Annotated in this window: 22 protein-coding genes and 1 pseudogene; 9 read left to right on the top strand and 14 right to left on the bottom strand. The window is 66.4% G+C overall.

Features of this window, described 5'->3' with window-relative positions:
- Positions 1-357 precede the first annotated feature (357 nt).
- Positions 358-723 carry a MarR family winged helix-turn-helix transcriptional regulator gene (locus tag RH91_RS01625; protein WP_232283376.1) on the bottom strand — a complete coding sequence of 122 codons (366 nt, stop codon included), beginning with the start codon at positions 721-723 and terminating at the stop codon, positions 358-360.
- A 12-nt stretch (positions 724-735) separates the two neighbouring features.
- On the opposite strand from RH91_RS01625, the gene RH91_RS01620 reads away from it, so the two are divergent.
- The 4 genes from RH91_RS01620 to RH91_RS01605 all read left to right on the top strand — a co-directional run bounded on the left by RH91_RS01620 (position 736) and on the right by RH91_RS01605 (position 6,103).
- Positions 736-1,371, top strand: a complete 636-nt coding sequence (locus RH91_RS01620; protein WP_232283375.1) for a cupin domain-containing protein — start codon at positions 736-738, stop codon at positions 1,369-1,371.
- Positions 1,372-1,543: 172 nt separating this feature from the next.
- Positions 1,544-2,737: a helix-turn-helix transcriptional regulator gene (locus tag RH91_RS01615; RefSeq protein WP_010160740.1), complete on the top strand. Its 1,194-nt coding sequence runs from the start codon at positions 1,544-1,546 to the stop codon at positions 2,735-2,737.
- 34 nt (positions 2,738-2,771) lie between these two features.
- Complete coding sequence (locus tag RH91_RS01610; protein WP_232283374.1) at positions 2,772-3,983, top strand: HlyD family secretion protein; 1,212 nt, start codon at positions 2,772-2,774, stop codon at positions 3,981-3,983.
- Positions 3,980-6,103: a peptidase domain-containing ABC transporter gene (locus RH91_RS01605; protein WP_010160738.1), complete on the top strand. Its 2,124-nt coding sequence runs from the start codon at positions 3,980-3,982 to the stop codon at positions 6,101-6,103. The genes RH91_RS01610 and RH91_RS01605 overlap by 4 nt, the downstream gene beginning before the upstream one ends.
- A 358-nt stretch (positions 6,104-6,461) precedes the next feature.
- Here the strand turns inward: RH91_RS01605 and RH91_RS01600 are convergent, their stop codons facing one another.
- From RH91_RS01600 to RH91_RS22960, 3 genes and pseudogenes are all read right to left on the bottom strand, one after another.
- Complete coding sequence (locus tag RH91_RS01600; protein ID WP_010160737.1) at positions 6,462-6,827, bottom strand: phospholipase domain-containing protein; 366 nt, start codon at positions 6,825-6,827, stop codon at positions 6,462-6,464.
- A gap of 464 nt (positions 6,828-7,291) precedes the next feature.
- Complete coding sequence (locus tag RH91_RS22965; RefSeq protein ID WP_232283561.1) at positions 7,292-7,933, bottom strand: phospholipase domain-containing protein; 642 nt, start codon at positions 7,931-7,933, stop codon at positions 7,292-7,294.
- A 204-nt stretch (positions 7,934-8,137) separates the two neighbouring features.
- Positions 8,138-9,469, bottom strand: a pseudogene (locus RH91_RS22960) (alkaline phosphatase family protein); the annotation flags it as partial.
- A gap of 125 nt (positions 9,470-9,594) precedes the next feature.
- Here RH91_RS22960 and RH91_RS01590 point away from each other — a divergent pair.
- Together RH91_RS01590 and RH91_RS01585 are read left to right on the top strand one after the other, a co-directional pair.
- Positions 9,595-10,158 carry an HD domain-containing protein gene (locus RH91_RS01590; protein WP_232283373.1) on the top strand — a complete coding sequence of 188 codons (564 nt, stop codon included), beginning with the start codon at positions 9,595-9,597 and terminating at the stop codon, positions 10,156-10,158.
- Between the two features lie 48 nt (positions 10,159-10,206).
- A complete protein-coding gene (locus RH91_RS01585) occupies positions 10,207-10,980 on the top strand; it encodes a UTRA domain-containing protein (RefSeq protein ID WP_010160735.1) in 774 nt (257 codons plus the stop codon).
- Positions 10,981-11,283: 303 nt separating this feature from the next.
- On the opposite strand, the gene RH91_RS01580 is transcribed toward RH91_RS01585, so the two are convergent.
- A complete protein-coding gene (locus tag RH91_RS01580; RefSeq protein WP_010160734.1) occupies positions 11,284-11,949 on the bottom strand; it encodes a GntR family transcriptional regulator in 666 nt (221 codons plus the stop codon).
- A 42-nt stretch (positions 11,950-11,991) separates the two neighbouring features.
- Between RH91_RS01580 and RH91_RS23530 the strand changes: the two genes are divergently transcribed.
- On the top strand, positions 11,992-12,360 hold the full coding sequence (locus RH91_RS23530; protein ID WP_332306614.1) for a DUF1272 domain-containing protein: 369 nt from the start codon (positions 11,992-11,994) through the stop codon (positions 12,358-12,360).
- A gap of 24 nt (positions 12,361-12,384) precedes the next feature.
- Entirely contained in the window at positions 12,385-12,867 is a 483-nt protein-coding gene (locus RH91_RS01570; protein ID WP_010160732.1) for an OsmC family protein, read from the top strand.
- A gap of 210 nt (positions 12,868-13,077) precedes the next feature.
- On the opposite strand, the gene RH91_RS01565 is transcribed toward RH91_RS01570, so the two are convergent.
- The 9 genes from RH91_RS01565 to RH91_RS01525 all read right to left on the bottom strand — a co-directional run bounded on the left by RH91_RS01565 (position 13,078) and on the right by RH91_RS01525 (position 25,671).
- Positions 13,078-14,028: an aspartyl/asparaginyl beta-hydroxylase domain-containing protein gene (locus RH91_RS01565; RefSeq protein WP_010160731.1), complete on the bottom strand. Its 951-nt coding sequence runs from the start codon at positions 14,026-14,028 to the stop codon at positions 13,078-13,080.
- Between the two features lie 4 nt (positions 14,029-14,032).
- Positions 14,033-15,943: a tetratricopeptide repeat-containing sulfotransferase family protein gene (locus RH91_RS01560; protein WP_010160730.1), complete on the bottom strand. Its 1,911-nt coding sequence runs from the start codon at positions 15,941-15,943 to the stop codon at positions 14,033-14,035.
- Positions 15,940-16,560, bottom strand: coding sequence for an aspartyl/asparaginyl beta-hydroxylase domain-containing protein (locus RH91_RS01555; protein ID WP_010160728.1), 621 nt, complete (start codon positions 16,558-16,560; stop codon positions 15,940-15,942). Before RH91_RS01555 ends, RH91_RS01560 begins: the two co-directional genes overlap by 4 nt.
- Positions 16,557-17,195: a sulfotransferase family 2 domain-containing protein gene (locus tag RH91_RS01550; RefSeq protein ID WP_029623512.1), complete on the bottom strand. Its 639-nt coding sequence runs from the start codon at positions 17,193-17,195 to the stop codon at positions 16,557-16,559. Before RH91_RS01550 ends, RH91_RS01555 begins: the two co-directional genes overlap by 4 nt.
- A gap of 67 nt (positions 17,196-17,262) precedes the next feature.
- Complete coding sequence (locus RH91_RS01545; RefSeq protein WP_010160726.1) at positions 17,263-20,058, bottom strand: TonB-dependent receptor; 2,796 nt, start codon at positions 20,056-20,058, stop codon at positions 17,263-17,265.
- A gap of 225 nt (positions 20,059-20,283) precedes the next feature.
- On the bottom strand, positions 20,284-22,401 hold the full coding sequence (locus RH91_RS01540) for a phosphocholine-specific phospholipase C (protein ID WP_232283372.1): 2,118 nt from the start codon (positions 22,399-22,401) through the stop codon (positions 20,284-20,286).
- An 11-nt stretch (positions 22,402-22,412) separates the two neighbouring features.
- A complete protein-coding gene (locus RH91_RS01535) occupies positions 22,413-23,738 on the bottom strand; it encodes a DUF5690 family protein (protein WP_010160724.1) in 1,326 nt (441 codons plus the stop codon).
- On the bottom strand, positions 23,735-24,547 hold the full coding sequence (gene phnX, locus RH91_RS01530) for a phosphonoacetaldehyde hydrolase (protein ID WP_010160723.1): 813 nt from the start codon (positions 24,545-24,547) through the stop codon (positions 23,735-23,737). The genes RH91_RS01535 and phnX overlap by 4 nt, the downstream gene beginning before the upstream one ends.
- Entirely contained in the window at positions 24,544-25,671 is a 1,128-nt protein-coding gene (locus RH91_RS01525) for a TIGR03364 family FAD-dependent oxidoreductase (RefSeq protein WP_010160722.1), read from the bottom strand. The genes phnX and RH91_RS01525 overlap by 4 nt, the downstream gene beginning before the upstream one ends.
- A gap of 230 nt (positions 25,672-25,901) precedes the next feature.
- On the opposite strand from RH91_RS01525, the gene RH91_RS01520 reads away from it, so the two are divergent.
- Positions 25,902-26,792, top strand: coding sequence for a LysR substrate-binding domain-containing protein (locus RH91_RS01520; protein WP_010160721.1), 891 nt, complete (start codon positions 25,902-25,904; stop codon positions 26,790-26,792).
- Positions 26,793-26,863 lie beyond the last annotated feature (71 nt).

Raw genomic sequence — 26,863 nt, 5'->3', positions numbered from 1 at the left:
CCACAAAAGCCCCGTCCCTCACCGGATGGGGCTTTTGTGCGTTCCAGCGCAACGCCGCAAATGCCGGCGGGCGAGGGAGTCGGGTTTCGCGTTTAGTAGCGCTCGCGATATGGCACACGAACCCCTCGAACCCGTTTTGCTCGACACAGCCTCGTCGGTAGCCCGAACTCGCACCACAGCAGCATTAAAAGACCTTTACCCTACGATCCCCAGCGGCATCTCCAACCGAGAGAACAGTCCGGATAGAATCGCGTTTGCGTCTTGCCTTTGATCATTCCGAAAACGGTACCGATCCGGCTCTCGAGTCCGCAGATCTCGCAACGTCCGGTCAGAGGGAGGGCCGACCCGTAAGAACGCTCATCCCGCCAGTCCCGCCAGCATCTTGAGCGTGCCCTTGAACTCCGCGAAGCGGCGCTCGCCAAGCAGGCCCTGCCATTCCGCTTCGAGATCGATCATCGTCTCGATTGCCGTCTGAAGCACCTGCCAGCCGCGCTCGGTATACCGCAAGGTCGTATGCCGCCCGCCCGGCTCGGGGTGGCGTTCGAGATAGCCGAGCCGCTCGAGCTGACCAACCATATGGTTCAGCGCCTGTTTCGACACGCCGAGCCGCCTGGCGACATCGCTTGGCCGCATCCCGTCCGTGCCGGGATATTGAAATAGCGCGAAATTGGTGGTGCCGATATCTCCCAGCCCGCGCGCGTCGAGAATCTTGAGAACGCGCAAGCGCGCCTCCTGGTGAACCAGGCGCAGCAAAGCGCCGACGAACGGTCCCTGCTCGACGTTCGGAACCTGCTCGATCTCGCACCTCGGCATATGGTAAAAACACTTTACTTCGTGGGTAAAGATGGTTTACCACATTGGAGCGGCGCAACAAGCCGCTATCCGAGACGGCGCGCAGGTGCGGCTGTCGGTGAGGGGGGACGGGGTGTGTCCACAGTCGATCAGGATGTCATTGCGATCGGCGCGTTGCAGATCCGCTATCTGATCGATGGCACGCGTACCGGTGCAGCGGCGGGCATGTTCGAGCTGACGATCCCCCCGGGCGCGCAATCGCCACCGGCTCACAGTCACGACAATGAGGAATATCTCTATTGCCTCGAAGGCGCCATGCGCTGTTTCGTCGGCGACGAGATACGCGCATTGGCGACCGGCGACACCAATTATACGCCGCCCGGGGTCATCCATGCCTTCGACAATCCGCATGGCACCAGCGCGCGTGTGCTGGTGATCAACAGTCCCGATATCGGTGCGCAGTATTTTTGCGACATTTCAGCCGTTCTTGCGAGCGGACCTTATCCCGCGAGGATGGGGGCCGTCATGCGCCGCTACGGCTTGCGCCTGGTGCCGCCGAAGGCGGTTGACGTGGGTTGAACAGCGACGTCGTCGCTGCCCGCGTGCCGCATCGTCTGGGTATCGGAGGGTGCCTTCGAACCGAGGTTTCGTTCGTCGCCCGGATGGGACGTCACTCCCAGCCTGCGGCAAGGGTCTGGACGCGGTGATATCTGCGTACACTGTGTGAACTTACGATCACGGAGGCGGCACCATGGATGGAGGCGGCATCGTCGAGCGCTTTTTCGAGGGCGCCGAGGGCTGGGGAGGCGGGCGCGGGCAACGCATGCGCACGGCGGACCCAATCGAAGCGCTGTATCGCGCCGCGCGAGACCCGCTGGAATGGCCTGAAGCGCTCGCGCAACTGGCCGCGCATACCGGCGCTGCATGGGCGATGATGGCAACGATCGATTTTTCGCGAGACGTCGACTGCGTCGTGACGAGCATGGCTAAGACGCATTCGGCCATTACCGCGGCTGTTGCTGGTGAAATCCGTCATATCGGCAAGCAGATTTCGTGGCGCCATTCCACGGCCTGGACCGACGGCGAAGCGAATGCCGGAATTCCGCCGGTCTTGCTCGTTCCGCCGCGAGGCTCTGGCGAGGGCGAGCAAGCTCATCTCGTTGTTCCGCACCCGACGCTGTGCGGCACCGCACGAGCGGGATGGATCAGCGTGGCGCTGCGATCACGGCAACCGCGCTACCACGCGCAAGTGATGCGAAGCCTTTCGTCCCTGCGTGAGCACGTGATCCGGTCGTTCGACATCTCCCTCGAACTTGCCGGCGCTCAGGATGCCGGCCTGTCGCGGGCAACCTTGCTCAGCGCGCTTCCGACGGCGGCACTCCTGCTGGCAACAGACGGGCTCGTGGCCCACGCCAATATTCCCGCGCGCGCGCTTTTGCGGGACAGCGACGGCGTGCTGGAGACGCCCGATCGGCGGTTGCGCGCGAGCGTCGCCGACGAGGACCACCGGCTTGCATCTGCGATCGAGGCTGCGCTCGCGGCAAGCCGGGGGGAGCCGACCCCTGGAGATCGTCAAGTGGTACGGATCCGCCGCGCGGCCGCGGCACCATTGCTCCTCATCCTGGACCCGGTCCCACGCCACCACCGGTCGCGCCTGATGGACGTGACGTGCGACGCGGTGCTCGTACGGATGATTGACGAGGCGCAGGTGCAGGACGACCGCACCTATCCGCTCAAGGCGGCCTTCGATCTCACGGCCGCAGAGGTGCGGATCGCCGCTGCGATCGCGTCGGGGCGTTCTCCGGCACGCGCAGCGCGCGACCTCGATCTCTCGACGAACACGGTGCGGAGTCATCTTGCCCGCGTTTTCGACAAGACCGGGATGCGTTCACAGCATGCGCTGGCACGCCTCCTCGCAGCTATTGGATCGTGGCCCCTGCAATAGGCAGCTTGGGCTTGGCAAGGGGGACGAGGGCACAGTGCTGTTCAGACCAGAAGCGTCGCGGGGGCGCCACCGGCTTCACGGCGAGGTCAGTCTCGCACCGCCGGTGAGTTGGCAGGTGCTCGGCTTTTTCCTGGGCGGCGTCCTGGCGGTCGCGCTCCTGTTCCTGTCGCTCGCTACGTACGGCGTGAAGGTTACTGCTATCGGACAGATCGAGGGCGACAAGGGCGTCGCGCGGATCACGCCTGCGCGCGCGGGCACGCTCTCCACCATCTTCGTCAAGGAAGGCGATCTCGTCCGCGCCGGCCAGCTTCTCGCGCGACTCGAGATCGCCACGGTTGCCGGTGCCGGGTCGCTCGAGGCACGCCGACTGGCTGCGATCGCCGAGGAGGCGCATGCCTTGGGCGAGCGCAGCCCGGCCGTGCATAATGCCTCCCGCGCGCGGGTCGCGGCCCTTCAGGCTGATCAAAGCGGCCATTCGGCCGAGCTTTCCGAGCTTGCCGCGCAGATGACCGAGCAGGCGACGTTGATTGCGTCCGCGCAGGCGGACCTCGATCAGGCACGGGCAATCGCGGTCGATGGGTTCGTGTCGGGCAACGATCTGCGCTTGCGCGAGCAAGCACTGGCCGAACGCCGCCAGGGGATGATGCGCATGCGGGGCGACCGGGCGCGCCTCGTCGCGCAGGTGGCACGCGACACGGCGGAGATTGGCCGGGCAAAGGCCGATCTAGAGGTGGCCCGTGCAGATGCGGCCCGCGCGGGCGGGGAACTCGCAGGCACTGCCGCGGGCGACTCGGTCCAGCGCTGGATTCAGATCACCGCGCCGATCGATGGCCGGGTGACCGGCGTCGTGCGGACCCTCGGCGAGCGTATCGCACCGGACCGGCCGCTGTTGTCGCTGGTCCCCACCGGGACGCGGCTGGTCGCCAAACTCGCTGTGCCCGCCGCGGGGGTCGGCTTCGTGAGACCGGGGCAGCGCGTGGCGATCGCGCTGGATGCATTTCCCCGTGAAATCTTCGGGACGCAGCCCGCCCGTGTCGCCTTTGTTACGGCCGCAAGCGTGCCAGGCACGGCCCCGCACGAGCCGTCTTTCCTCGCCGAGGCGACGTTGGACCGCCCCCTCGTCGTCGCGTACGGCGCGCGCTATCCACTTCGGCCGGGGATGACGCTGTCGGCCACGATCACCACCCGCCGGCTCAGCCTGCTGCGCTGGCTGCTCGATCCGCTGTTCGCCGTGACGGCGTCATGACGAAGATCGATGTGTCGCTTTGGCCTCGCCGCAGCGTTAAACTGGTCCGCCAATCCGAGGTGGCGGAATGCGGCCTGGCGTCGCTGGCGATGGTCCTGGAGTATTGGGGCTTTCGCAGCGATCTGGCGGCGTTGCGTCGGCGTTTTGGCCTGTCGGCACGTGGTGTCGGCCTCACCGATCTGATCGCTTTCTCCGATCAGCTCGGGCTTTCCGCCCGCGCGCTCCGGTGCGACCTCGACGATCTCGGGTCGCTTGCCCTCCCGGCGATCCTGCACTGGGACATGAACCATTTCGTGGTGCTCGGGCGCGTTGACCGCACCCGGGCGTGGATCGCGGACCCCGCCGGCAGCGCGCGCTGGCATGATCGCGCCTCGCTGTCGCGCCACGTGACCGGCGTCGCGCTCGAGCTTGCCCCGACCGCCGACTTTGCCCCGCGCAACGAGCGCGCGCCGCTTCGCATCACGCAACTCTGGTCGCACATGCGAGGGCTGAAGCGCTCGCTGATCCAGGTCGCGTTGCTGAGTCTGGTCCTGCAGGCCTTTGTGCTCGCCGCACCGTACATGCTTCAGATCGCGGTCGACTATGCGATGCCGGCGCTCGACGAGAATCTGCTGACGGTACTCGGCATCGGTTTCGGCATATTCGCGTGCATGTACGGCATTGCTCAGGTGATGCGCGCCAATGTCCTGTTGGCCGCCGGCATCTCCCTGTCGTTCACGATCGCGGGCAATCTCGGGCGCCGGTTGCTCAGATTGCCGGTGAGCTGGCACCAGAAGCGATCGGTCGGTGCCATCCTGTCGCGGTTCCGCTCGATCCAACCGGTCGAGAAATTGCTGACCGAAAGCGCCGGCGCAGCGTTGATCGACGGTCTGCTCGCCGTGCTGACGCTGGCGATGATGCTGCTGTATTCGCCGCTCCTGGCTGCGGTGCCGGTCTGCTCCATCGCCGCCTATCTCGGCCTGCGGCTGCTCACCCTGTCGGCCGAACGCGGGACGGAAGCGGAGCGGATGACCAACGAGGGCGAGGAACAGACCGCCATGATCGAGTCGTTGCAGGGGATCGTCTCGCTGCGGCTTTCCGCGGGCGAAACGCTGCGGCACGCGTCCTGGCAGAACCGCTTGTCGGAGGCGCTCAGCGCACGCTACGCGCACGACCGAATTCGCGCCTTACAACAGGCGGCGAGCCTGTGGTTGGCTGCAATGGAGCAGGTCGTCGTGGTCTGGCTCGCCGCCCGCGCCGCGCTTGCCGGGGGTTTCTCGGTCGGGATGATCTTTGCGTTTCTGGGGTATCAGGTGAGCTTCTCCACCGCAGCGCGGCGGCTGGTGGACGAAGGGGTGTCGCTGCGGCTGCTCAGCCTCCATCTCGACCGACTGTCCGACATCGCGCTCGAGCCGGAAGACGGCAGTTTCGCCGATCCCTCGCGTCCTCGGCCCGCTGTGCCGCGTAGCATTGCGCTGCGAAACGTGACCTATGCCTACGCCGCCAGCGAAACACCCGTGCTGTCGGGCGTCACGCTCGAAATCGCGCACGGCGACTATGTCGCGTTCACCGGTCCGTCCGGTGGCGGCAAGTCGACGCTCGTCAAGCTGCTGCTCGGGCTGCTCGAACCCGATGACGGCGAGGTGTTGATCGACGGCATGCCGCTGTCGCGCTACGGCCGGCCGCAATTCCGGCGTCATGTCGGGGCGGTGTTGCAAGACGACTTTCTGTTCGAAGGCGACATCGCACAGAACATCGCCGCGTTCGGCGCTGTAGACGAGGATCGGCTGGAGGACGTGCTGCGCATGGCCGACCTCGTCGAAGACGTGGCGGGCATGCCGATGGGACTCTACACGCTGGTGGGGGCGATGGGCTCCGGGCTGTCGGGTGGGCAGCGCCAGCGGGTGCTGCTCGCGCGCGCCTTGTACAGGCGGCCGCACATTCTGGTGATGGACGAGGGCACCGCGCATCTCGACACGGCGTCGGAGCGTCGCGTCAATGCAGCGATCGAGCAAATGGGAATTACGCGCATCATCGTCGCGCATCGCGCCGAGACGATTGCGTCGGCGGACCGCGTGATCGAGATCGTCGGCGGTCGCGTCGCCAGCGACCAACGTCGTATGACTTCCGTAAAGACATGACCGCCGCGATAGCGGAACAAGAATTGCCGGGGTGAAGCTCACCCCGGCAGAGGTTCTTACATGGGGCTGCGAGGAGGGTGGCCGCCAGCAACCCGAGCGATCTCGGCTGAGGTCAGTTCGCGAGTCTCGTTCTTCTTCATTTCTGTTTTCATGACTTTTCTCCGGATGCCAGATAGTCTGGCCGGCAAATTTTAAAACGCCACTATTACTTCGTCGCCATGCAATTGAATGAGATCGATGTGAAAGCCAGGGTGGATGGCGAGTACGGTCCACCCCGGTCCGCGACCAGCGCCGCGAGTATGTCGACACGGAAGCTGCAGCTGACCCTCTACGCGGCGGGGTTCAAGGATGTCGCGCTCTACTGCGCACATATCATCGAGCATCGTGCGTGGCGTTTCAGGCCAGGACGCACATTGCGTCCAGCGCCGCCATCTCCCAGCATGCCGACGTAGCGGCGGAGGAAGTGCGGATCGCTTATGGCGGTGAGGGTGAGATCGTACCAATTGTCGCTGCGCGCGACAGACCAGGGGTCGGCCAAGCTCTGGTGCGGCGGCACAATGATCCGACGTTGGCGCGCCCCAGGGGTCGCATAGGGTTCGGCAAGCGCGGTCTGGAACGCGAGCGGTGTCGCGCCGCGATCGAGGAGGGGCCGCGTGACCACCGCATCTTCCGGCTGGTCCGCGAGTGTCGTATCGGCGACTTCTGGAAATTTGGATCCGGCCAAATGCTCCGTCCAGGCCGTGGCGTAGCGGTGCAGCGGAACAAAAATCGCCGGGGCAGAGATTGCCCCGGCAAAGAACTTTACATCGTGGCGCGATGATATGACCCGCCCGCAACCCGAGCGATCTCGGCCGGGGTCAGTTCGCGGGTCTCGTTCTTCTTTGCTTCGGTTTTCATGACTTTTCTCCGGATGCCAGGTAATCTGGCCCGCAAATTCTAAAAACCGACGATTACTTCGTCGCCATGCAAATGAATGAGATTTATGTCAGAGTGGGGGGGGACGAGTACGGTCCGGCCCGGTCCGCGACCAGCACCGCGCGTATGGCAACACGCGGCCTGACCCTCGACGTTCTACGCGACACGCCGTGGCGGATGCCGGATCTTGACCCGCTGCCCCGTTGTAGCCGACGCGGGGGCAAGGATGTCACGCTCTACCGCGCGCGTACCATTGAGCACCGTGCGTTGCGCTCAGGCCAGGACGCGCATTGCGCCGATCGCCGGATCGGTGCGCCCAACGCTGCCGTCGTCCAGCTTGCCGGCGAAGCGGCGGAGGAAGTGCGGATCGTCCGTGGTGGTGACGGTGAGATCGTACCAGTTGTCGCTGCGCGCGACGGACCAGCGGTCGGCCACGCTCTGGTGCGGCGGCACCACGATCCGACGCTGGCGCGCCCCCGGGGTCGCATAGGGTTCGGCGAGCGCGGTCTGGAACACGAGCGGTGTCGCGCCGCGATTGATGAGGGTCAGCGTGACCACCGCATCCTCCGGCTGGCGTGCGAGCGCTACATCTGCGGCCACAGCGACCGGGGATCCGGCCAAATCCGTCGTCAAGGCAGTGGCATAGCGGTGCAGCAGACCGTTGGGGCCACGCACCGTCACGTCGATCCGCGGTGGCACCGGACCCGCACCATGCCAGGCGTCATGGGTGAGACGATCCCCGGCGCCGACGGTGAAGTTCCACGGCGCCTCGACGTCGAGATTGTCGTGAACGGTGAACGTCGCGCCGACCGTGCCGGTATTGGCGAACGCGATCTGCAAGGTGCCCTGATCGGTAAGACCGCCAGTCACTTCGAGCCGGTAGGGCAGCGCGCGGTGTGGACGCTGGCCGGTCATCTGCCGGGTTGGTGCCTGCGCCGCCGGGATCGCGTTGAGCCGGCCCGCCGCGGAACGGGCGATGCGTTCGCGGAAATCGTCGGTCGCGGGGAAGGTCAGCGCGGCGGTGTCGCCGTCGCGGCGGGTAAAGTCGAACGCCGAGGTGAGGTCGCCGCACACCGATCGCCGCCAGGCGCTGATGTTGGGCTCGCGCACGCCGAAGCGCCGTTCGATGAAGCGCAGCGTCGACGTATGGTCGAACAGCTCCGAACAGACGAACCCGCCGCGGCTCCACGGCGAAACGATGATCGTCGGCGTGCGGATGCCGAGACCGATCGGGTGCTGGCCGGGATGGCGCAGGTCGTCCTCGTCGGGGTGGTCGCCATAATCCTTGGTCTCGCCGTCGAGCGGTACGGTGCTCGCGCCGCGATAGCCTGGAACCGGCGGCACCGGCGGCGGCATATGGTCGTAAAACCCGCCGGCTTCGTCGTAATTGACGATGAAGACGGTCTTGGCGAACATCTCGGGGTGATCGACCAGCGCCGCGATCAGGGCGGCGCAGACATGCTCGCCCTTGGACGGCTCGGCCTGTGGGTGTTCGGACAGGTCGGCGGCGGTGACGATCCACGAGACCTTGGGGAGCGTGCCGGCGGCAACGTCGCGGCGGAAGGCGGCTACGAGCTGGTCGCCGTCCGAGCGGATGCGATCGGGTCCGTCGCGGTGTTCGCTCACTTAGGCGCGGCCGCGCGCGTACAAGTCCGATTCCGGCGCGCAGGGGCGGAACGCGGGGAACACCGACAGCAGATTGTCGCCGAAATTGTCGTGTTCCTGATAGACTTTCCAGCTGATCCCCGCCGCCTGGAGCCGTTCGGCATAGGTCGTCCAGCGATAGGCGTCGGGTCGCAGCGGCTTGTCCTGCGCCATGTCGGCGCTCGGCGTCTCGTCCTCGCCATAATTGGTCATCTGCGGGTCGCCACCGACCGTCCCGCCGCCGTTGCAGCCGGTAAAGGCGTGGAGCCGGTTGGGGTAGGTCTGCGTCAGCGTCGAACAATGATACGCATCGCAGACGGTGAAGGCATCGGCGAGCGCGTAGTAGAACGGCAGGTCGCCGGCCCCATAGTGCAGCATCCGCTTGTGCAGCTCGCCGCTCAGCCCCCAGCGGTCGAACCGGCCATGATGATAGATGCCGATATTTTCCTGATGCGACTGCCCCGAGCCGTCGACCTTGAACGATCGGCTGACCTTTGAATCGCCGTGGAACGGCAGGACGAAGCCGTCGGGATGCTCGAGCGAGGGTTGCGCCCACACCGTGCGATCCCCCGCGAGGCGGAGCGGGCGCGGGTCGCCGAAGCCGCGGACGCCGTTAAACATGCCGAGATAATGATCGAACGAACGGTTCTCCTGCATGAAGACGACGATGTGCTCGACATCCTCGAGCGAGCCGTGCCGCTGTCTCGGGGCGATCGCTGCCGCGCGGGCGACCAGCCCCGGCAACAGCGACGCGGTCGCGCCGAGACCGGCGGCACGGACGAAGTCACGGCGATTGGGATGGGTCATCTTGGGGCTTCCCTGAAAAGCGGCCACGCTCGGCGGTTCGCGCTTGTTGGTCTAGTCCAGTTTCGCTACAGAATTCTGACAGGGGCCGTCGCGCAGAAAGCAGGGTGCTCGCCATGGGGATCGTAATGTCAGCATCTATCGTCGATCGCATCTTCGACACGTTCGAGCAGCACGGCGCGGAACGCTATGGCGAGGATGTCACGCAGCTCCAGCATGCGCTGCAGGCCGCAGAACTCGCGCGGCAGGACGACGCGCCCGAGACGCTGGTCGCGGCGGCGCTGCTCCACGATATCGGTCAATTCGTCGGTGGGGCGGGCGATGCGGCGGAGCTGCAGGACCGCGACGGCCGCCACGAGACGCTGGGCGCAGCGCTGCTCGCAGCGCATTTCGCGCCGGCGGTGACCGAGCCGGTGCGGCTGCATGTCGCGGCCAAGCGCTATCTCGCGACGGTCCGCCCCGGCTATGCCGAGGCGTTGAGCGGCGCATCGCTGCTGAGCTTCGGGCTGCAGGGCGGGGTAATGTCGGCGGCCGAGCGCGCGGACTTCGAGGCCGAGCCGCATTTCGCGGCGGCGGTGCGGATGCGGTTGTACGACGATGGTGGAAAGCACGCCGATTGGACGGTGCCGTCGCTCGAGAGCCACCGCGCCTTGCTGGTCCGGCTCAGCGCCCCCAACCAGCACCCGGCTTGACCGGTGCCGTCGCGGGCTGTCATCGTCGCACCGCAGCGAGAGGCACCGATGGCGACGCCAAGCACGATGGAAGACTTCCTGTTCGGCCCGAGCGAAGTGGCGAGCGGTCCGCAATATCTGGCGCTGCGCAACCGCATCGCCGAGGGAATCGCGCGCGGGCGGCTCGCGCCGGGGGTCCGGCTCCCGTCCGAGCGGCAGCTTCAGGTCAACACCAGCGCGGCGCGCGGCACGATCCGCGAGGCGCTGTCACAGCTCGAGGCCGAGGGGCTGGTGTATCGCCGCGATCGCAGCGGCTGGTACGTTTCGCCGCCCGCGGTGACCTATGATCCCACGCGATGGGCGGGGTTCATGACCTATGTCACTGAACAGGGGCGCACCCCCGGCACCGAGACGTTGTCCAAGGAGATGGCGCCCGCGTCCCCCGCGCTCGCCGACATTTTCCGCGTGTCGCCGGGGACGCCGCTGTACGACATCACGCGGCGCCGTTCGATCGATGGCAGGACCGTGCTGATCGAGCGGATCATGGTCGATCCGGCGCTGGCGCCGGGGCTGCTCGCGCATTCGCTCGATGCGTCGCTGACGCAGCTGCTGGCCGATCACTATCATCTCGCGGTCGCGCGCAATCGGATCGACATGAAGCCCTGCGCGCTGACCGGGGCGACCGCGGATGCGCTTGGGGTCAACCCCGGCACGCCGGGCCTGCTGGTGGTGCGGAGCAGCTTCGACGCGGCGGGGCGCGTGGTCAATTACGACCACGAATATTGGCGGCACGATGCCATCCGCGTCCATGTCGATCTCGCGGTGCGGGAGCGAACGGGGTAGGGCGCGGTTGAGGGGGAGCGGGTCGCAGGGGTGATCGGTTCGCTTGCGATGCCGGGAGGACGGCGGGCGCGAGGGAAGCTGGCGCTGATTTCGTGATCTGGTTTCGGACGGGAAACCTGGTGCGGTGCGGGCTCTTGCCGCACGTCAGAAAACCGAACGTTTCACTTGCGGCGCCGACCTCGGGACGATCGGCAGCTTTTGCCCAAACGCGGTCAAACAGCTGAACAAGGCGGCTGCATGAAACACGCCCTTCGTTCAGGCGCGCTATCCAGACCCCAGTCGCCACCTGAAAGGGACGGTTTTTTAGCGGCCGGCTCTAGATTGTAGAGGATCCTGCTCGACGATCTGTTCGATGAGAAATGCAGCCGCGTGATCAAGGTGCGCTGATAGCTGCGAGCGCGCCGCTGTTACGTCACCCCTCGCGCAGGCATCAAGCAACCCGGCGTGTTCACGCGTCCAATCAAGTCGGTTCTTAGGCAGCTTACGATAGATCGCTTCATACCGTTCAACTTCAGAGCGCAGGGACATCGCGAGTTCGAGTTGGCGCGGCCGGTTTGCCGGGAGATATAGCGCCTGATGAAATGCCCGGTCCCCCATGAGCCAATCCGGCTTGGAAGACAGCTGCTCAGCGAGCTTCGCGCTCTCGCGTATCGTCTGCAGAGCCGTCGCATCCAAAAGCGGCACGGCCTGACCGATCAGGTCCACCTCGACCAGTTGGCGAAGGTAAAAGATTTCCTGCACTTCCACGATGGTTAGTGTGGCGACATAGGCGCCACGATTGGGCACCAGCGTCACGATCCCCTCACTCTCCAGCTTCTGCAGCGCGTCACGGATGGGAATGCGGCTTACAGCGAAGCGCGCAGCCAGAGCCTCCTGCCGGAGCGCCGCGCCGGGCTGCAACACACCACGACTGATGTCGTCACGCAACGCATCGGCGATCAGTGTGGGAGTGGTCTGGGGCTTGAGCACAATTTCCTTCTAGCACTCACAGCGATTATAGCTATTGGATACATGTATCCAATTCTACGGGGATCAGTGCCTCGTGACGGTGCGGAGATGATAGAAATGCTGGAACTCCGACCCAATTGCGAGCTGTGCGATGCGGATCTTCCGCCAGACTCTCCTGCCGCGCGCATCTGCACCTACGAATGCACCTACTGCGTCCGATGCGTCGAAGATGTTTTTGGAGACGTATGCCCAACTTGCGGCGGCAACTTCATGCCACGTCCGATCAGGCCCCAGCAGGCTTGGCGCAAAGATTTGAATCTCGGCCTGCGCTTTCACCCCGCGAGTCGCGAGCGTCGTAGGAACGCCTGGACGGGCGAACAGATCGCAGAACTCGCGCAACGGTTACGAGGCGTCGCACCTGATCAACGTTGAACCCTTGGCGGGAGAGCTTACCAAATGGCCGAGCAGCATGATTTCATGAGTTGTATCGAATGGACCGGGAACCGGGGGGAAGGCACAAAGGCCTATCGGGGCTATGACAGAACCTGGGATATCGTGTCCCCGGACAAGCCGGTCACCCACTGTTCGAACGACCCCCGGCTTGGCGGCGATCCTAAACTGCCGAATCCCGAAGACCTGTTCGTCTCGTCGCTCGCAGCCTGCCATATGCTCTGGTATCTTCATCTAGCCAGTCAGGCTGGCATCGTCGTGCTGGCATATCGCGACGCACCGATAGGTGTCGGGGAGAGCACGCCTGACGGTGCAGGCCGGTTCATACGCGCCGTCCTGCGCCCCCACGTCGTGGTCGGGAAGGGGGCTGACCTGACCCGGGCCGAGGCAATTCATCACGAGATCGGAGAATTCTGCTTCATCGCCCGCTCGGTTAACTTCCCCGTTACTTACGAACCAACCTTCAAGATCACCGAACAGTCCCCATGATCAATAGCTATGCGCGATGTACGGGAACCCCCGCCTGTATTTGTAATGCCGCGTGGATGGCAGCTATTCTAAATGGCTTACCAACCACTTTTAGCCGTTCCGCCTGATGCGTCGGGGCCGACAATTGAGGGGTCTCGACCACTCTTCACCGTCATCCCCGCGACGGCAGTTTCTTGCCACTATCGCTCTCATCCTCCTGCGCCGCCACCGCTAAGGCAGGGGCGGGGCCGCCACCAGATGTTGCAGCACGCGCTTTTCGAGCACCAGCAGCGCGCTCGCACCGTTGGTCCGCATGACGAGCCCGGCGGCGAGCGGCGTCGCGCCCGCGCGCACCGCGCCAGCGAGGCGCAGGAACGCGTCGCGGTCGCGTCCGCTCACCCCGTGCAACGCGCAGAGCTGACGCCAGTCGAGCACGAAATGCGCGAGCAGTCGGTCGAACCGTTCGGCGCGCGCGAGGGCATCGGGGGTAGCGCGCTCGACCACGAGGTCTGCGCGGAGGTCGTCGACCAGCAACTGCACTTCGGCGGCGGGCATCACCGCGAAGCGCTGGTCGCCCTCGGTCAGCAGCGTTGGCGTGGCGTCGGGGTTCCACGCGACCGTCCGCCATGCCGCGCGCGGGGGCGTCTGGCCGCAGGCGAACTGCCAGAAGGCGGCGGTGCCGGTGGTATCGGCGACGAGATGGACGCGCGCCGCGCTGCCCCGGTTCTCGACCCGGTGGCGTCGCCAATTGTCGAAGATCCACGCCTCGCCCGCGGCCATGTGCTCGGTCTCGCCGTCGCAGTGGAACGTCACCGCGAGCTGGGTGAAGACGGGCACGTGGACGCGGACGCGCGTGTGCCAATGGTAGTTGATGTCGGCATGGTCTGGGACGCTCGCCCCTGGTGCGAGGCGCATCAGCCGCGCCCGGCTCCACACCACGCCGAAGCCCGCGAGCACCTGCCGCGCATAGGGCATGGCGTCGAGCCAGCGCGTCGGCAGCATCTGCCCCTGATGCGAATCGTTTTCGCCGCCGTAGACCGTGATCAGCCGCGCGGCGCTGTTCCCCGCGATCCCGTCGGGATGCGGCGCCCACGCTGCGTCGGGCAGGGCGGCGACCTCGGCCTGCAGGCGGTCGACGTCGAACAGGACGGGAAGCTGGAAAAAGGGTTGCGACAGCCGCATGGGGTCAATTCCTGTAGGTCGTCAGCGCATCGCCGAGCGCGGTGCGCAGCGGGGCGAGCCAGGGTTCGTAGTGGCGCCACTGGGTCAGGCTTGTCCGATCGATCGGCTGGCGGACCTGCTCCGAGCTCGGGGTGCGGACGCTTCGGTGGGTTTCGTGGAAGGACAGGCAGGCGGGGTCGAACGGGAGGCCGCAATGCGCGATCAACCGCCGCGCGCTGGCGTCTAGATCGGTCACGAAGTCCTCATGCTGCACGCGCAGCACGCGGCCCGGCAGCACCGTGTCCCAGTGGCGCATCAGCTCCAGATAGCAGCGGTAGTGGCGCGCAATGTCGTCGGTGGCGTAGCTGAATTCCTGGTTAGTCGTGCCGAACAACTGTTTGAGATTGCTGAAGCAGCACGCCATCGGCTCGCGTCGCACGTCGATGATCGTCGCGCGTGGCAGGATCAGGCGGATCAGGCCGATGTGCCAGATATTGTTGGGCATCTTGTCGATGAAGAATGGCCGGCCGAGCGTGCGATAGGGGCGCGTCTCGGTCAGGAAGCGGTTTCCTAGTGCGCGGGCATCCGTCGCGCTCAGGCGGTGCAGCGCCTCGGGGTGGAGTGGCAGGCCGCAGGCGGGGTCGCTGCCGCACAGTTCGGCGGCGTAGCGGCCGATTTCGGTCAGTTCCTGCGTTCCCTCGACACTGGGGTGCGAGGCGAGGATCTGCTCGATCAGCGTCGATCCCGAGCGTGGCAGCCCGACGATGAAGATTGGGGCGGGGTCGTCGACGCCCCAGCCGGCGCGCTCGGCGAAGAACTGGGGGGTGAAGGTGTGTTGCAGCCGTTGGACGCATGCCTCGGCGGCCTCTGGGCGGTAGCGCGCGGTGGCGTGGCGGAGTGCGTTGCCTTGGGCATAGGCGTGCCACGAGGTGGCGTAATCCTCGCGATCTTCCAGCGCCTTGCCCAGCGCGAAGTTCAGGTAGATGCGGTCCATCTCCTGCAGGGCGGGGCGGGCCAGCGCGGTCTGCATCCGGTCGATTTCGGCATCGCTGAAGCGATAGGTCTTGAGGTTGGCGAGGCCGAACCACGCCACGCCATAGTCGGGGCAAGCGGTGAGCGCGGCGTGATAGTCGGCGATCGCGTCGTGCTGCCGCCCGACGATCTTCAGCGCGGTCGCGCGCCACTGGCGCAGGTCGGCGATTTCCGCGGCGGACAGCGTTGGGTCTACTAGCAAGCGGGCATAGACATCGATCACCGGGGCATAATCGCCGAGGCCGACGCAGGCCGCGGCATAGGGTTTGAGATAGGCGCGATGGTCCGCGTCGTGCGCGAGCAACAGCTCCGCCTGCGTGCGCGCGGGCGCGTGTTTTTGCTGCTGCAGCAGGAACAGCGCATAATCGAGCCGCGCGTCGTGATAGTCCGGTGCGTGTTCGAGCACCGCTTTGAGTATCCGCTGGGCCTCGGCCGGGTCGCCGCGATCGGTGTGGATCCGCGCGAGCAACCGTAGCGCGCCGACATTTTGCGGGTCCTGCGGGAGATACGCGCGCAGGACCTGCTCGGCCTGCGCGAGATCGCCGTCGGCGAACAGGCTGTTCGCGACGACGATCGCAATGGGCAATTGCTTGAGCGTGGCGAGGCTGCGCGCCGCGGCTTCGGCCTGGTCGGTGTTGCCCGCGAGGCGATGGAGTTGCTCGAGCATGTCCCAGCTTGCGGGCAGCGTCGGGTTGCGCCGGACTGCCTCGTGCAACGCATGAATCGCGGCTGGCGTGTTGCGCAGCAGGACGTGGCAATGGCCGCGCTCCTGATACAGGCGGCTGAAGGTCGGATGCGCGGCTTCGAGCCGGTCCAGCAGCGCCAGCGCGTCGGGGACGCGGCCCTGCGTGCGGAGCGTTGCCGCCGTCTTCAGCAGTGCGTCGCGATCTTCCTGCACGGTCATTGCGCGGCACCCGCGCGCAGCAACGGGGCCAGCCAGTCGGGCTCCGGCTGGTCGGGGTCGTAATATTCGAAGATCAGGTGGATGCGCGGCGCAGAGCCTTCGTTACGCACCCAGTGCGGGCCGAGATTGTCGACCTCGACCGCATCGCCCTCGGCAAAGCGATGGTCCGCACCGCCGAAATGGCAGATCACCTGATCGTTGGTCAGCAGTGGCACGTGGATCTTGTGTGGCCATTTCGCTGCGGGATTGGCGTCGACATGCGGGTGGATCACGCCGCCCGACGGCATCCGCGCCAGCATCACGCGCGGGAACACCCCGCGTACATAACCATAGTCGCGCACCGCCTGCGCCAGCACCGGCGCGAGCAGCGTGCGCCAGTACGCCCAGGCGAGACGATCGTGCGAGCCACGCCAGTCGCACGGGTCGTCGATGAAGCGGAAGACGATGTGGCGGGTCGCGTCGAGGGCGGCGAAGCGGTTGGGCTTGGCGGCATTCTCGCGGTCCCACACCGCTTCAGGAATCGCGAGCACCGCCGCGCGCAACGCCGCGATATCGATCGGGCCGAGCGGGCGAACGCCCGTCGTCTTGCGCGGATTGGGCGTCAACGGACCGGTCATTGCGCGCCCTCGAAGGTGTAGCCGAACAGCGCCAGATCCTGCGCATAGCGCGCGGTGACGCCGTCGATCAGCGCCTGATCGTAATAGCGGCGATAGTCGGCGTGGCGGGTCGCGTTGACCCGCTCCAGCGCGCGGGACGGGATGCCGATCCGCGCGCAGAGCGCGTCATAGGACGCCTGCATGTGCTCGACGCGGCCGACGGCGTCGGTCAGCAGCGTGGTCCCGTCGGCATCGAGCAAAAGCGCGGATTGCGGCTGGAACAGGATATGCTGCTCGGGCGGCGCGCGGAACAGGAAGTGGTGCATCGCATCGCGTGGGCTTTGTTCGAACGCGTCGCCGCCGCGCAGCATGAAGGCGCAATACGAGATGAAGCGGTCGAACGGATTGCGCACGAACGCGAATTTGAAATAGTCGGCGAACAGCGCATCGCCGAGATAGGGGCGCAGTTCGCGCAGCGCGAAATGGCCGTGCTGGATCGCGGCAAGCTCGGGCCAGGGGAAGCGCTTGTTGACGAACAGGCCGACCTGCTCGAGGTCTTCATTGCCCATCTGCTCGCGTAGGGCCTGTCGCACTGCATGCGTGCCGGTCTTGGGCACAGCGGCGAAGATGAAGCGGTGGCGGTGCGAGACGATCATTGCGGCATACACGCCAAAAAGGCGCCCCCTCCGAGGAGAGGGCGCGAGAAGACAAAAGGCGGCATCGTCAGAATTTGAAGCCGAACCCGAGCATGTAGGTCGCCCCGCTCTGCGTCTGATTGTACAGATAGCGGTTCTGGCCCCAGAACTGCGTGTCCTTCTGGTTGGTCAGGTTGACCGCGTTGAAGGTGAGCTGCAGCGCCGAGTTGACGTTGAGGTAGGCCGCGGCGTCGACATAGGTGGTGTCCTCGAACCCTTGCGTGCCCGAGCTCATCACCGTGGCGCTGCGCGAGGTGTAATAGCGGCTGCGTTGATTGAGCGACCCCCGCACGCCCCACAGCTTGTTCTCGAAATACAGCGTCGCGTTGTAGCTCGTCTTCGAGATGCCGGTGATCTTCTCGTCCGCGTCGACATAGGTGAAGTTCGCCACTGCACCCAGATGATCGAACGGCGCGGGCAGGAACGAGAACTGGCTCTGCGCCGCGATTTCCGCGCCGGTCACGGTGTTGGTCCCCGCGACGTTGATCGGCATCGAGAAGTTCGCGATGATCGTGCTCGGCGTCGCGCCGGTCAGCACGCTGGTCGGCACCCCGGCATCGGCGAACGTAATGTTGTCGGACTGCTGCGACCCGATGAAGTTGGTGATCCACTTCTTGTACACCGACGCCGACAGCAGCCCCGCCTTGCCGAAATAATATTCGACCGCAAGGTCGAGCGTATTGTCCTTGTACGGCTTCAAATTGGGGTTGCCGCGCGATGCGGTGATCTTGCCGTTGACGTCGTCCTGCGACGCCGAGCCTTGCGCTGCCATCGAGCCAAGGCCCGGGCGGTTGAGGTTCTGCGCCGCGGCGAAGCGGAGCAGGACCTGCGGGGTCAGCTCGAGCACCGCGTTCATCGCGGGGAGGATGCCGCTATAATGCCCCTTCACGTCTGCCGTGCCGAGATAGGCGTAATTGTCGCCCTGGATCCAGCCGATGCTCTGCGTGTCGGTATGATAGCCGCGCACGCCGACATTGCCGCGCGCGGTCATCCCGAACAGGTCGCCATGCCAGTCGAGCTGGGCATAGCCGGACTCGGTTTCCTCCGAGGTCGTGACGACCTGCTCGATATCCTGGAGCGCGCTGCCCGTGCCATCCGCCTTCGGCCCGAGGCGGTGATATTCCTTGTACTTGGCGAACGCCTTGTCGAAATCGCCGACGACCCAGGAGCCGAAGCTGTTGTTGTAGACGCTGGTGATTCCGGCGACCGACGTGCCGCGCGTGATGTCGGTCGTGCCGTTGACGTTGCCGTCGTAGAAGTAATTGGCACCGCCTTGTTTGAAGCGGTGATAGGCGCCGCCGGCGCGCAGCGTGAAGGCGTCGTTCAGCGTGTAGCGCAGGTTGATCACGCCCTCGCGCAGTTCCGAACTGTTGTTGAACGCACGATAGTAGAAATTGTCCATCGCATAGGCGGCGGCATTGGTCGGATCGAAATTCGGATAGGTGAAGGACGCCGAACGCCCGTCGGTGCCGTAGTCGGCGACGAGATTGCCCTTGCCGCGCAAGTAGAGCTTGTCGTCATAGGGCGTGTCATAGGTCGACTTTTCGTAGCCGACATGGCCGTCGACGCTGAAGCGGTCGGACGCATCCCATTTGAACGTCAGCGCCGCCTGGCTGAAACGGGTCTTGTTGAGCTGGCGGCGATGCTCGCTGCCGAAGGTCGCGCCGGTCGTGTCGGTCGCGGTGACATAGTTGTTGGCGTCCCAGGCCAGGCTGTTGAGCACCGATGCGGTCTGGAACGCGGCGGGATAGGGCTTGCCCGCCGCGCCGTCGAACGCGACCGAGCCGGTGCCGTTGATCGGCCGGGTCGCGAGGTGATATTCGTCGCGATGCGTGGTCAACTGGCCGCGCAGGCCATCGAGCGTCAGCAGCAGGTTGTCCGCCGGACGCCACTGCACCGTGGCGGTGACGCCAAGCCGCTCCTGGCGCGCGTCGAAGGAGGAAACGCGGTTGCCGTCGGCGAAATAGAGGTCGCCCGACAAGAATTTGGTGCGCTGTGCGGCGGTGAGGCGCGAGATGTCGAGGCCATCGGCGACCATGTCCTGCAGGTCCGATGCGCTCGCCTTGTTGAAATTATAGGTGTTGCGGCCTTGTTCGCTCGTACGGCGCTTCGAATACGCTGCCGAGAGCGCGATGCCGAAGGTGTTGCCCCAATTCTGGCTGAACAGCCCGGCGACGCGCGGCTGCGCATCCTTGGTATATTGGTTGGTGCCGATCTTGCCGGTGATCGCGCCCTTGGTGCCGACGCCCGATTCGAGCGGCTTGGGGGTGAACAGGCCGACCGTGCCGCCCATGCCGCCCTCGGTCTGTGCGGCTTCATAGGTCTTCTCGACCTCGACGCGCTGGAACAGCTCGGAGGCGAAGATGTTGAAATCGAACGAGCGATCGCGCGAGCGCTGGCCACGACTGTCCTGCGCGGAATCGACGTTGCCGAGGACTTCCATACCGTTGAGCTGGACCCGCGCAAAATCGGACCCGAGCCCGCGCAGCGAGATCCGCCGGCCTTCGCCCGCTTCGCGCGTGATCTGCACGCCCGGCAGACGCTGCAGCGATTCCGCAAGGTTGAGCTCGGGGAACTTCGCCATGTCCTCGGCGACGATCGCATCCTTCTGGATAACCGAATTCTTCTTGATCGCGCGCGCGTCGCGCAGCGAGCGCTGATAGCCGGTGACCACGATGTCGCCAGACGTGTCGTCCGGCGTCTCGGCAGCCGCTTGCGCAAAAGCGGCGTGCGGCGTGGTGCCGACGATCACCGCTGCTGCGCTGGCTAGCAGGAAACTTCGCAGCGCTGTCTGTTTGGCCTGAACCACCAGGATCTCGGTCATGTGTCTTGCCCCCCTTAAGGCGATAACTGGTATAAACCAGTTTGCCTAAGCAGGCGGGGGTGACAGTGACGTGACAGTTCGAAGGTGAAACGATTAAATGCGGTCGAATTCTTGTTCGTGCGGGGACGGCATGCCGCAGTCCGCACGCCCGCACCTTGTCCACCTCGGCTGGATCCGGGCGCTTCCAGCGAACGGGTGCGGGTTTCCAGCAGTAATTATGCCGCGCTAGCGGTTGAGCAGGCTCTGTGCGGTTTCGAACGAGAGCGGCGCAGGGCCGTGCGCCGCCGGGTCGGAATAGCTGTCGCGGCCGTTCTCGACATGGCCCGCGAGCCGCACCACCTGCCCGTCGGTGCGCACGCTCAGATCGTACCAGCCATGGCTATGCGCGAGATCGATCTTGAGGGTCGATGTCTCGCCTGCTGCCAGCGTGACGCGGCGTGGCGCGGTGCCATAGGCCATATCGGAGATCGTCAGCGTCGTCGGCGTCGCGGCGAGGCTGCGCAGGCGAAGCTTTCCCGACGGATCGACCACGGGGCTGACCCGCGGCGCACGCGCGGTGAAGCGCCGGTGGAAGCCGTTGGGGCCGAGGACGATCACGTCGTGCAACCCGGCGGCATCGGGTGCGATCTCGGCGACGAGCGACTGACCCGCGCCGACGGTGTAGCGCCGGGGGACCTCCTCCAACTCCAGCGCATCGTATAGCTGGAACACCGCCGCCTGCTTTGCCCCGAGATTGGTGAGCCGCAGCGCGTGACCCGCACCGTGCGGTTCGAGCACGGCATCGACCGCATAGGGTGCGGCGCGGCGGCGGCGCAGCCCGGATTCCTGGCGCGGCGCGGCGAGCGTCTCTGGCGGATAGGGCTGCGCGAGCGGCAGTACGGCGGCGCGATCGGAGAGGGCGGCAGTCGCGGGCAGCTTGCCGACGAACGGCTCGGCATTGGGCGTGCTGAAATCGAAGCAGCTCGTCAGATCGCCGCACACCGCGCGGCGCCACGCGCTGATATTGGGTTCGCGCACCCCGAAGCGGGTCTCGAGGAAGCGGATCACGCTCGTGTGATCGAACACCTCGCTTGTGACATAACCGCCCCGACTCCACGGCGAGATCGCATACAAGGGCACGCGCATCCCAAGACCATAGGACCGGTGCAGATAGGCGGCGTCGGCGGTGCCCTGCGCGCGGACATGATAGTCGTCGTCGGTCGGGATCGTCGATCCCCCCAGCAGCCGCGTCGGATCGGCCGGATCGCGCGCGGGCGGCGCGGGCGGGGGGACATGATCGAACAGCCCGTCATTCTCGTCGAAGTTGAGGATGAACACGGTCCGCGCCCATACCTTCGGGTTGGCGGTCAGCGCGTCGAGCACGCGCGCGGTATAATCGGCGCCCTGAAGTGGCGAGGACGGGTTGGGATGCTCCGAGAAGGCGGCGGGGGCGATGATCCACGATACCGCGGGCAGCGTGCCCGCGACGACATCCGCCTTGAGCAGATCGAGGTCGCGCGTCGTCAGCGTGCGGCGGATCAGTTCGGCTTCGGTGCCCGTCGTCGCTGACCGCGCGTCGCGATACCGGCGGAAGCCGGCGAGCGGGTTGTCGGTAAAATTGTCCGCCATGTCCTGATAGATCTGGAAACCGACGCCCGCGGCGAGCAGCCGCTCGGGATAGGTCGTCCAGGTGTAGCCGCCATGGCCACGCGGATCGGCGAACGAATCATAGCCATTGTCGATCGCCGGGCCGTGCCCCTTGCCCGCGGGATCGTTGGTGCCGGTCCACAGGAACAGGCGGTTGGGGTTGGTCCCCATGTGCGTCGCGGCATGATAGGCGTCGCACAGCGTGAATCCCTCGGCGAGCGCATATTGGAACGGCATGTCGGCGCGGGTGAAATGGCCCATCGCGTGGTTGTGCTTGGCCTTGGTCCACGCGCTCATCCGGCCATTGTCCCACGCTGCCTGGCTGTCGGGGAAGGTGTGCGGGGTGCCGTCGTGGCGGACCAGCGCGAAGTCCTCATGCGTGTCGAAGTGGAACGGCGCGATCAGCGCGGGCGCGCCGGCATGTTCGTTGGGCTGGACGAAGACGGTGCGATTCACCCGGTCGCCGAGGTTGGGGGCGGGGATCGCGAAACGGTCGCCGAACCCGCGAACGCCGTTCAACGCGCCGAAATAATGGTCGAACGCGCGGTTTTCCTGAGTCAGGATCACGACGTGGTCGACATCCATGATCGTCCCGCTGCGGCGGTCGGCGGGGATGTCGAGCGCGCGCGCGATCGCCGGCATGAATGCGGCGGCCGCTCCGCCAGAGGCGAGCATCGCGCGGAGGACGGCGCGGCGATCATAAGCTGGCGTGGACATCGTCGGGTTCCTCATGTCGTCGCGGGCAGGCGGGCCCACTCCGTCGGCCCAGTCTCGGTGCGCAAGGCAGCGCGGAAACGCCTTATCGCCCATGCCGTCGCGACCAGCCCGATCGCGCAGGTGGCGTAGCATATCTCGGCGAGGAAGCTGCTCCAGTTCAGCGTGACATGCCCGAAGCTGCGCAGCAGCAGCAGCGCGACGCTGCCGCAATAGCCGCTGGCATCCGCGAGATAGATCAGGAAACCGGCATTGCCCGCAAACGCCGTCGCCGCCATCAGCCGGTCGAACAGCAAAGCGTTGAACGGCGTATAGGCCAGATACAGCCCCGCCCCCACCGCGATCATCCACCACACCGGGCCAAGCCAGCCAAGCTGGAACGCCGCGGTCGCCACGCCGAGCGTCGCCAGGCCGAGCGCGATCAGCCGGAGGTTCCAGAGCACCGCATCGGCATTGTCGCGCACCCGCATCAGCAGGCCGAGCGCGCCGAGCACGATGATCGCGACCGGCACTTCGGACCAGGTGAAGATGCTCGCCGCCCCGCCAAAGCCAAGCTCGCGCCAGATCTCGGCGGCGAAATTGTCGCGGAAATCGCGCAGCGCGGTGAGCAGGACATAGACGCCGATCAGCGCGATCAGCGCGGGCGCGTGCGCGCGGAACAGCGCTGCGCGTTGCGGCGCGTTCATCGGGGTGCGCGGGCGGCGTTCGGCCTCGTCGGCGGCATCGGGCGGGGGGAGCTGGACCAGCGCCCACACCGCGAGGAGCAGCATCGGCGTGAACAGCAGGCCGGTCGTCGCGGGCATCCAGCGCTCGCTCGCCCAGGCGTTCTGCAGCACGGTCTCGCCGACCGACTTGACCACGCCCGAGGCGAGGATGAAGGTGGCGCACAGCATCGCGCCGAGCACTTCGGTCAACCGCCGCCCTTCGAGAAACCCGAACACCAGCCCCCAGATCATCCCGAGCGCAAGCCCGTTGAGGAATAGCCCGGCGACCGCCGCAACCGGCGGGAGGATCGCAAAACCGACGAGCGCCACTTCGGAAAGGCCGATCAGCAGCAGGATCGCCACGCCGCGCTTGGCCGGTGGCATTTCGGAGACGACCTTGATGCCGAGGATCTTCGACAGCGCATAGCCCGCGACCTGCGCGATCACGATCACGACCTTGAAGTCGATCGCGAACGGCCAGCCGGGGATGTGGACGTAACTGGCCGCGGTAAAGGGTTTGCGGAACGCGTACATCGCAAAATAGGCGGCGAACGCGGCCCCGCCGCCATAGAGCGCAAATAGCGCGGGCGGTGCGGTGCGCAGCCAGCGCGTGACGAAGCTTTCGCGCACGTTCATGCGGCGGGCCGCTCACCCGCGGCGATCCGCGCGGCGATCGTTTCGAGCACCGGCCACAGGTCCGCGACGCTGTCGACGACATAGTCGGCTCCGGCGACGTAGAGGTCGGCGGCGGCGGCGTCGACGCGGCGGGTCCGTTCGTCGACAGGAAGCGCGTGGAGCGCCGCATGGTCGAGACCGACGCCGTTGCCCGAGGCAGCGACGCCGACGGTCCACGCCCCCGCCGCCTTGCCCTCGCCGATCCCGACGCTGGCATCGTCGACCTTGACGCACGCCCAGGCGGGCCAGACGCCCAGTTCGACCAGCGCCTTCCACAGCATCAGCGGGGAGGGGCGGCCTTCCGGAGTCTCGCCCGAGCAGATGACCGCGTCGGGCGCATAGCCCTGTTCCGCGGCGCGCGGCAGGATGTCCGCCATCATCGGCCGGGTGTAGCCGGTGCACGAGCCGATCCGCACACCGTGCGCGCGCAAGGTCGCGGCGAGGTCGGCCGCGCCCGGGATGAGTGCCGCGCAATCGCGCGCGGCGCTGCGCATCAGCGGCTCGACCGCATCGTGCAGGCGGGTGACGTCGTCCTCGCTCGCAGCGCTGCCGGTCGCCGCCACCCACGCGGTGGTGACGCGCGGCGCGGCCAGGATCGCGCGGATGTGATCCCGCTTGGCGCGGCCCATGTCGGCGCGCGCTTCCGCTTCGGAAACGGCGACGCCAGCCTCGGCGAAGACGCGCTGCAACGCGACGACGGGCGCGCGGCAGCCGTGGTCGATCATCGTGCCCGCCCAATCGAACACCACGGCTTTGACAGCGAAGCTCATGCTGGGTCTTTCTGGCTAAGAAGATCGGCGATCACGTCTTCGGCAAGCCCGAAGCTGGTCGAGGCCCCCGTGCCGCTGGTGACGACGACGAGGCGAACCCGCTCGGCCGGGGTGGAGACGAGGCTGTGCGTTGCGGCGGAAGCGTAGGTTCCGGTCCAGCGTTCGAGCACCGGCGGGACCGCGCCGAACACCGCGCGGAATTCGTCGAGGATCAGCTGGTCGACCGCCTCGCTCGAAAACGGGTCCGGGGTCTTGCCGTAATGGTGGCTGTCGCCGACGATCAGGGTGCCATCGGTGCCTTGCGCGACGATCAGGTGGACGCCGTTGGAGAGCTGCGCGGGTTGCTCGGTCGCAAGCCGGGCGTGGAGCGCCTGCGCCTCGGGCAGCGCGGCATAGCCGAGGTAGCGGGTCAGCCCGAGGTCGGACATGATCGTCGCAGGAAGGCGGAAGCCGGGGTCGGCGAGCCGCAGCATCTGCAGCTTCGAGCGCGTCACGCCGGTGAGGGCATCCGGGAACAACGTCGCGAGGTCATCGCCCGGGCACACCACGATCGCGCTTGCGTGGACGTCGCCCGCCGAGGTGGCGAGGCAGCCGGTCTCGACCCCGTGGACCGCGATGCCGCGCCGGAAGGTCACGCCATGCGCGGCCTCGAGCCACGCCGCGAGCGCCGGGATCGCGCTGCGCGATTCGACGCGCACTTCGACATCGCTTTCGAGGACGCCTTCAAGCCGCGCGGGCCGGACCCCGCCAAGCCGGGCACGCGCCGCGTCATGGTCGAGCCAGCGGCACCCCTCGGCCATGTCGGTTTCCAGAAACGCCGCGCACACCGCGCGCGCTTCGGCCCGCTGCGCGACCAGCAGCAGCCCGCGTTGCTCGATCGCGATCCCGGCAGACGCGGCGACCTCGACCCAGACGTCGCGAGAGCGCCGCGCGCGGCGCCAGACCGTCCCCTGTTCCTGTCCGGTCACGGTGATGAACCCGAAATTGCGGATCGATGCACCATTGGCCTGCGCGTCGCGGTCGATCACCACGACGTTCATCCCGCGCCGCACGGCGGCGAGCGCGTGCGCCAGCCCGACGATACCGGCGCCGACGATGGCGAGATCGAACGATTCGTGTGACACGCGGGACTCCCTTGCGGGGCGCACTTGGCCGCGCGCGCGAGGCGAGGCCAAGGCTTTGGCTGAATGCCGCCCATAGATAAAATCTATCGTTCTGGTCGCTTGTCCGCGGTCGTGCCTTCGTGTCGCGGCGCAAACGCGTCGGCGCGTCTCAGGCGGGATAGACAAGACCTATCGAGACGCCATGAAACCGTCACGCAAGCGTCACGATATCCCGCTATTTCCGGCAGCGGATGGCCGTTAATCACCAACATTTGCGCGCGTTCCACGCGATCGCGCTGGAAGGGGGCGTGTCGCGCGCGGCCCGCCGCCTCAACGTCTCGCAACCGACGCTGTCGCAGCAGTTGAAGGCATTGGAAGCGCGCTACGGCGTGATGCTGTTCGAAAGCCGCAAGGTCCCGCTCAGCCTCACCGCGGCGGGGCGCGACCTGCTCGTGCTGACGCAGAAACTGTTCGCGACCGCCGCCGACATCGACGAGATCCTCGGCGAAACCGCGGAAATGACGGGGGGGATGATCCGCCTGGGGTCGGACAATCCCCATTACATCGCCCGGATGGTCGGGCTGCTCCGGCGCGACCATCCCCTAACCAGGGTGCAGGTGCGCATGGGCAATGCGCGCGAGGTGATGCAGTGGCTCGGCGACGCGCATGTCGATGCCGCGCTGGCGAGCGACCCGCCGGGCGACCCCCATTTCAGCTACGAGCCGCTCACGACCGAGACGCTCGCCTGCGCCTTGCCATGCGATCATCCGCTGGCGGCGCAGGCCAGCGTTCCGATCGCGGCCTTCGCTAACGAAACGCTGTTGCTACGCGAATCCTCGTCCAAGACCCGCGCATTCATCGAGCGCGCGCTGGGCGACGCTGGGATCACCCCGCACGCGACGATCGAGCTCCAGACCCGCGAAACGATCCGCGAGGGGCTGGCACTTGGCCTCGGGATCAGCGCGTTCTTCGAATCCGAATGCCCGCCCGACGCGCGGATCGCCTATCGGCCGCTCGATACCGGGGAGCGTTCCTATCCGCTGCGCAGCTACCTCGTCTGCCAGAGCGAGCGCCGCCGCAGCGCGCTGATGCGCGCGCTGCGGCCGATCGTCGCCGAGATGCAAGGGAGCGGACCGGTGTAGCATCGCGCAGGAGCCTGCACCGTTTGCCCCAAGTGCGCGGCACTGTCGCCGATCGACGGCGGACTCGACCG

Origin of the sequence: Sphingomonas sp. PAMC 26617, assembly GCF_000242835.1 — a bacterium.
Taxonomy (GTDB): Bacteria; Pseudomonadota; Alphaproteobacteria; order Sphingomonadales; family Sphingomonadaceae; genus Sphingomonas.
Note: the sequence above shows the minus strand (reverse complement) of the source record. Positions and strands in the feature narration are given on the sequence as shown.

Coding starts and splice junctions, on each gene's coding strand:
- RH91_RS01615 (WP_010160740.1), top strand. CDS start 1,544: ATGGATGGAGGCGGCATCGTCGAGCGCTTTTTCGAGGGCGCCGAGGGC.
- RH91_RS01605 (WP_010160738.1), top strand. CDS start 3,980: ATGACGAAGATCGATGTGTCGCTTTGGCCTCGCCGCAGCGTTAAACTG.
- RH91_RS22965 (WP_232283561.1), bottom strand. CDS start 7,933: ATGACCGGCCAGCGTCCACACCGCGCGCTGCCCTACCGGCTCGAAGTG.
- RH91_RS01590 (WP_232283373.1), top strand. CDS start 9,595: ATGTCAGCATCTATCGTCGATCGCATCTTCGACACGTTCGAGCAGCAC.
- RH91_RS01585 (WP_010160735.1), top strand. CDS start 10,207: ATGGCGACGCCAAGCACGATGGAAGACTTCCTGTTCGGCCCGAGCGAA.
- RH91_RS23530 (WP_332306614.1), top strand. CDS start 11,992: ATGTATCCAATTCTACGGGGATCAGTGCCTCGTGACGGTGCGGAGATG.
- RH91_RS01570 (WP_010160732.1), top strand. CDS start 12,385: ATGGCCGAGCAGCATGATTTCATGAGTTGTATCGAATGGACCGGGAAC.
- RH91_RS01565 (WP_010160731.1), bottom strand. CDS start 14,028: ATGCGGCTGTCGCAACCCTTTTTCCAGCTTCCCGTCCTGTTCGACGTC.
- RH91_RS01560 (WP_010160730.1), bottom strand. CDS start 15,943: ATGACCGTGCAGGAAGATCGCGACGCACTGCTGAAGACGGCGGCAACG.
- RH91_RS01555 (WP_010160728.1), bottom strand. CDS start 16,560: ATGACCGGTCCGTTGACGCCCAATCCGCGCAAGACGACGGGCGTTCGC.
- RH91_RS01550 (WP_029623512.1), bottom strand. CDS start 17,195: ATGATCGTCTCGCACCGCCACCGCTTCATCTTCGCCGCTGTGCCCAAG.
- RH91_RS01545 (WP_010160726.1), bottom strand. CDS start 20,058: ATGACCGAGATCCTGGTGGTTCAGGCCAAACAGACAGCGCTGCGAAGT.
- RH91_RS01540 (WP_232283372.1), bottom strand. CDS start 22,401: ATGTCCACGCCAGCTTATGATCGCCGCGCCGTCCTCCGCGCGATGCTC.
- RH91_RS01535 (WP_010160724.1), bottom strand. CDS start 23,738: ATGAACGTGCGCGAAAGCTTCGTCACGCGCTGGCTGCGCACCGCACCG.
- phnX (WP_010160723.1), bottom strand. CDS start 24,547: ATGAGCTTCGCTGTCAAAGCCGTGGTGTTCGATTGGGCGGGCACGATG.
- RH91_RS01520 (WP_010160721.1), top strand. CDS start 25,902: ATGGCCGTTAATCACCAACATTTGCGCGCGTTCCACGCGATCGCGCTG.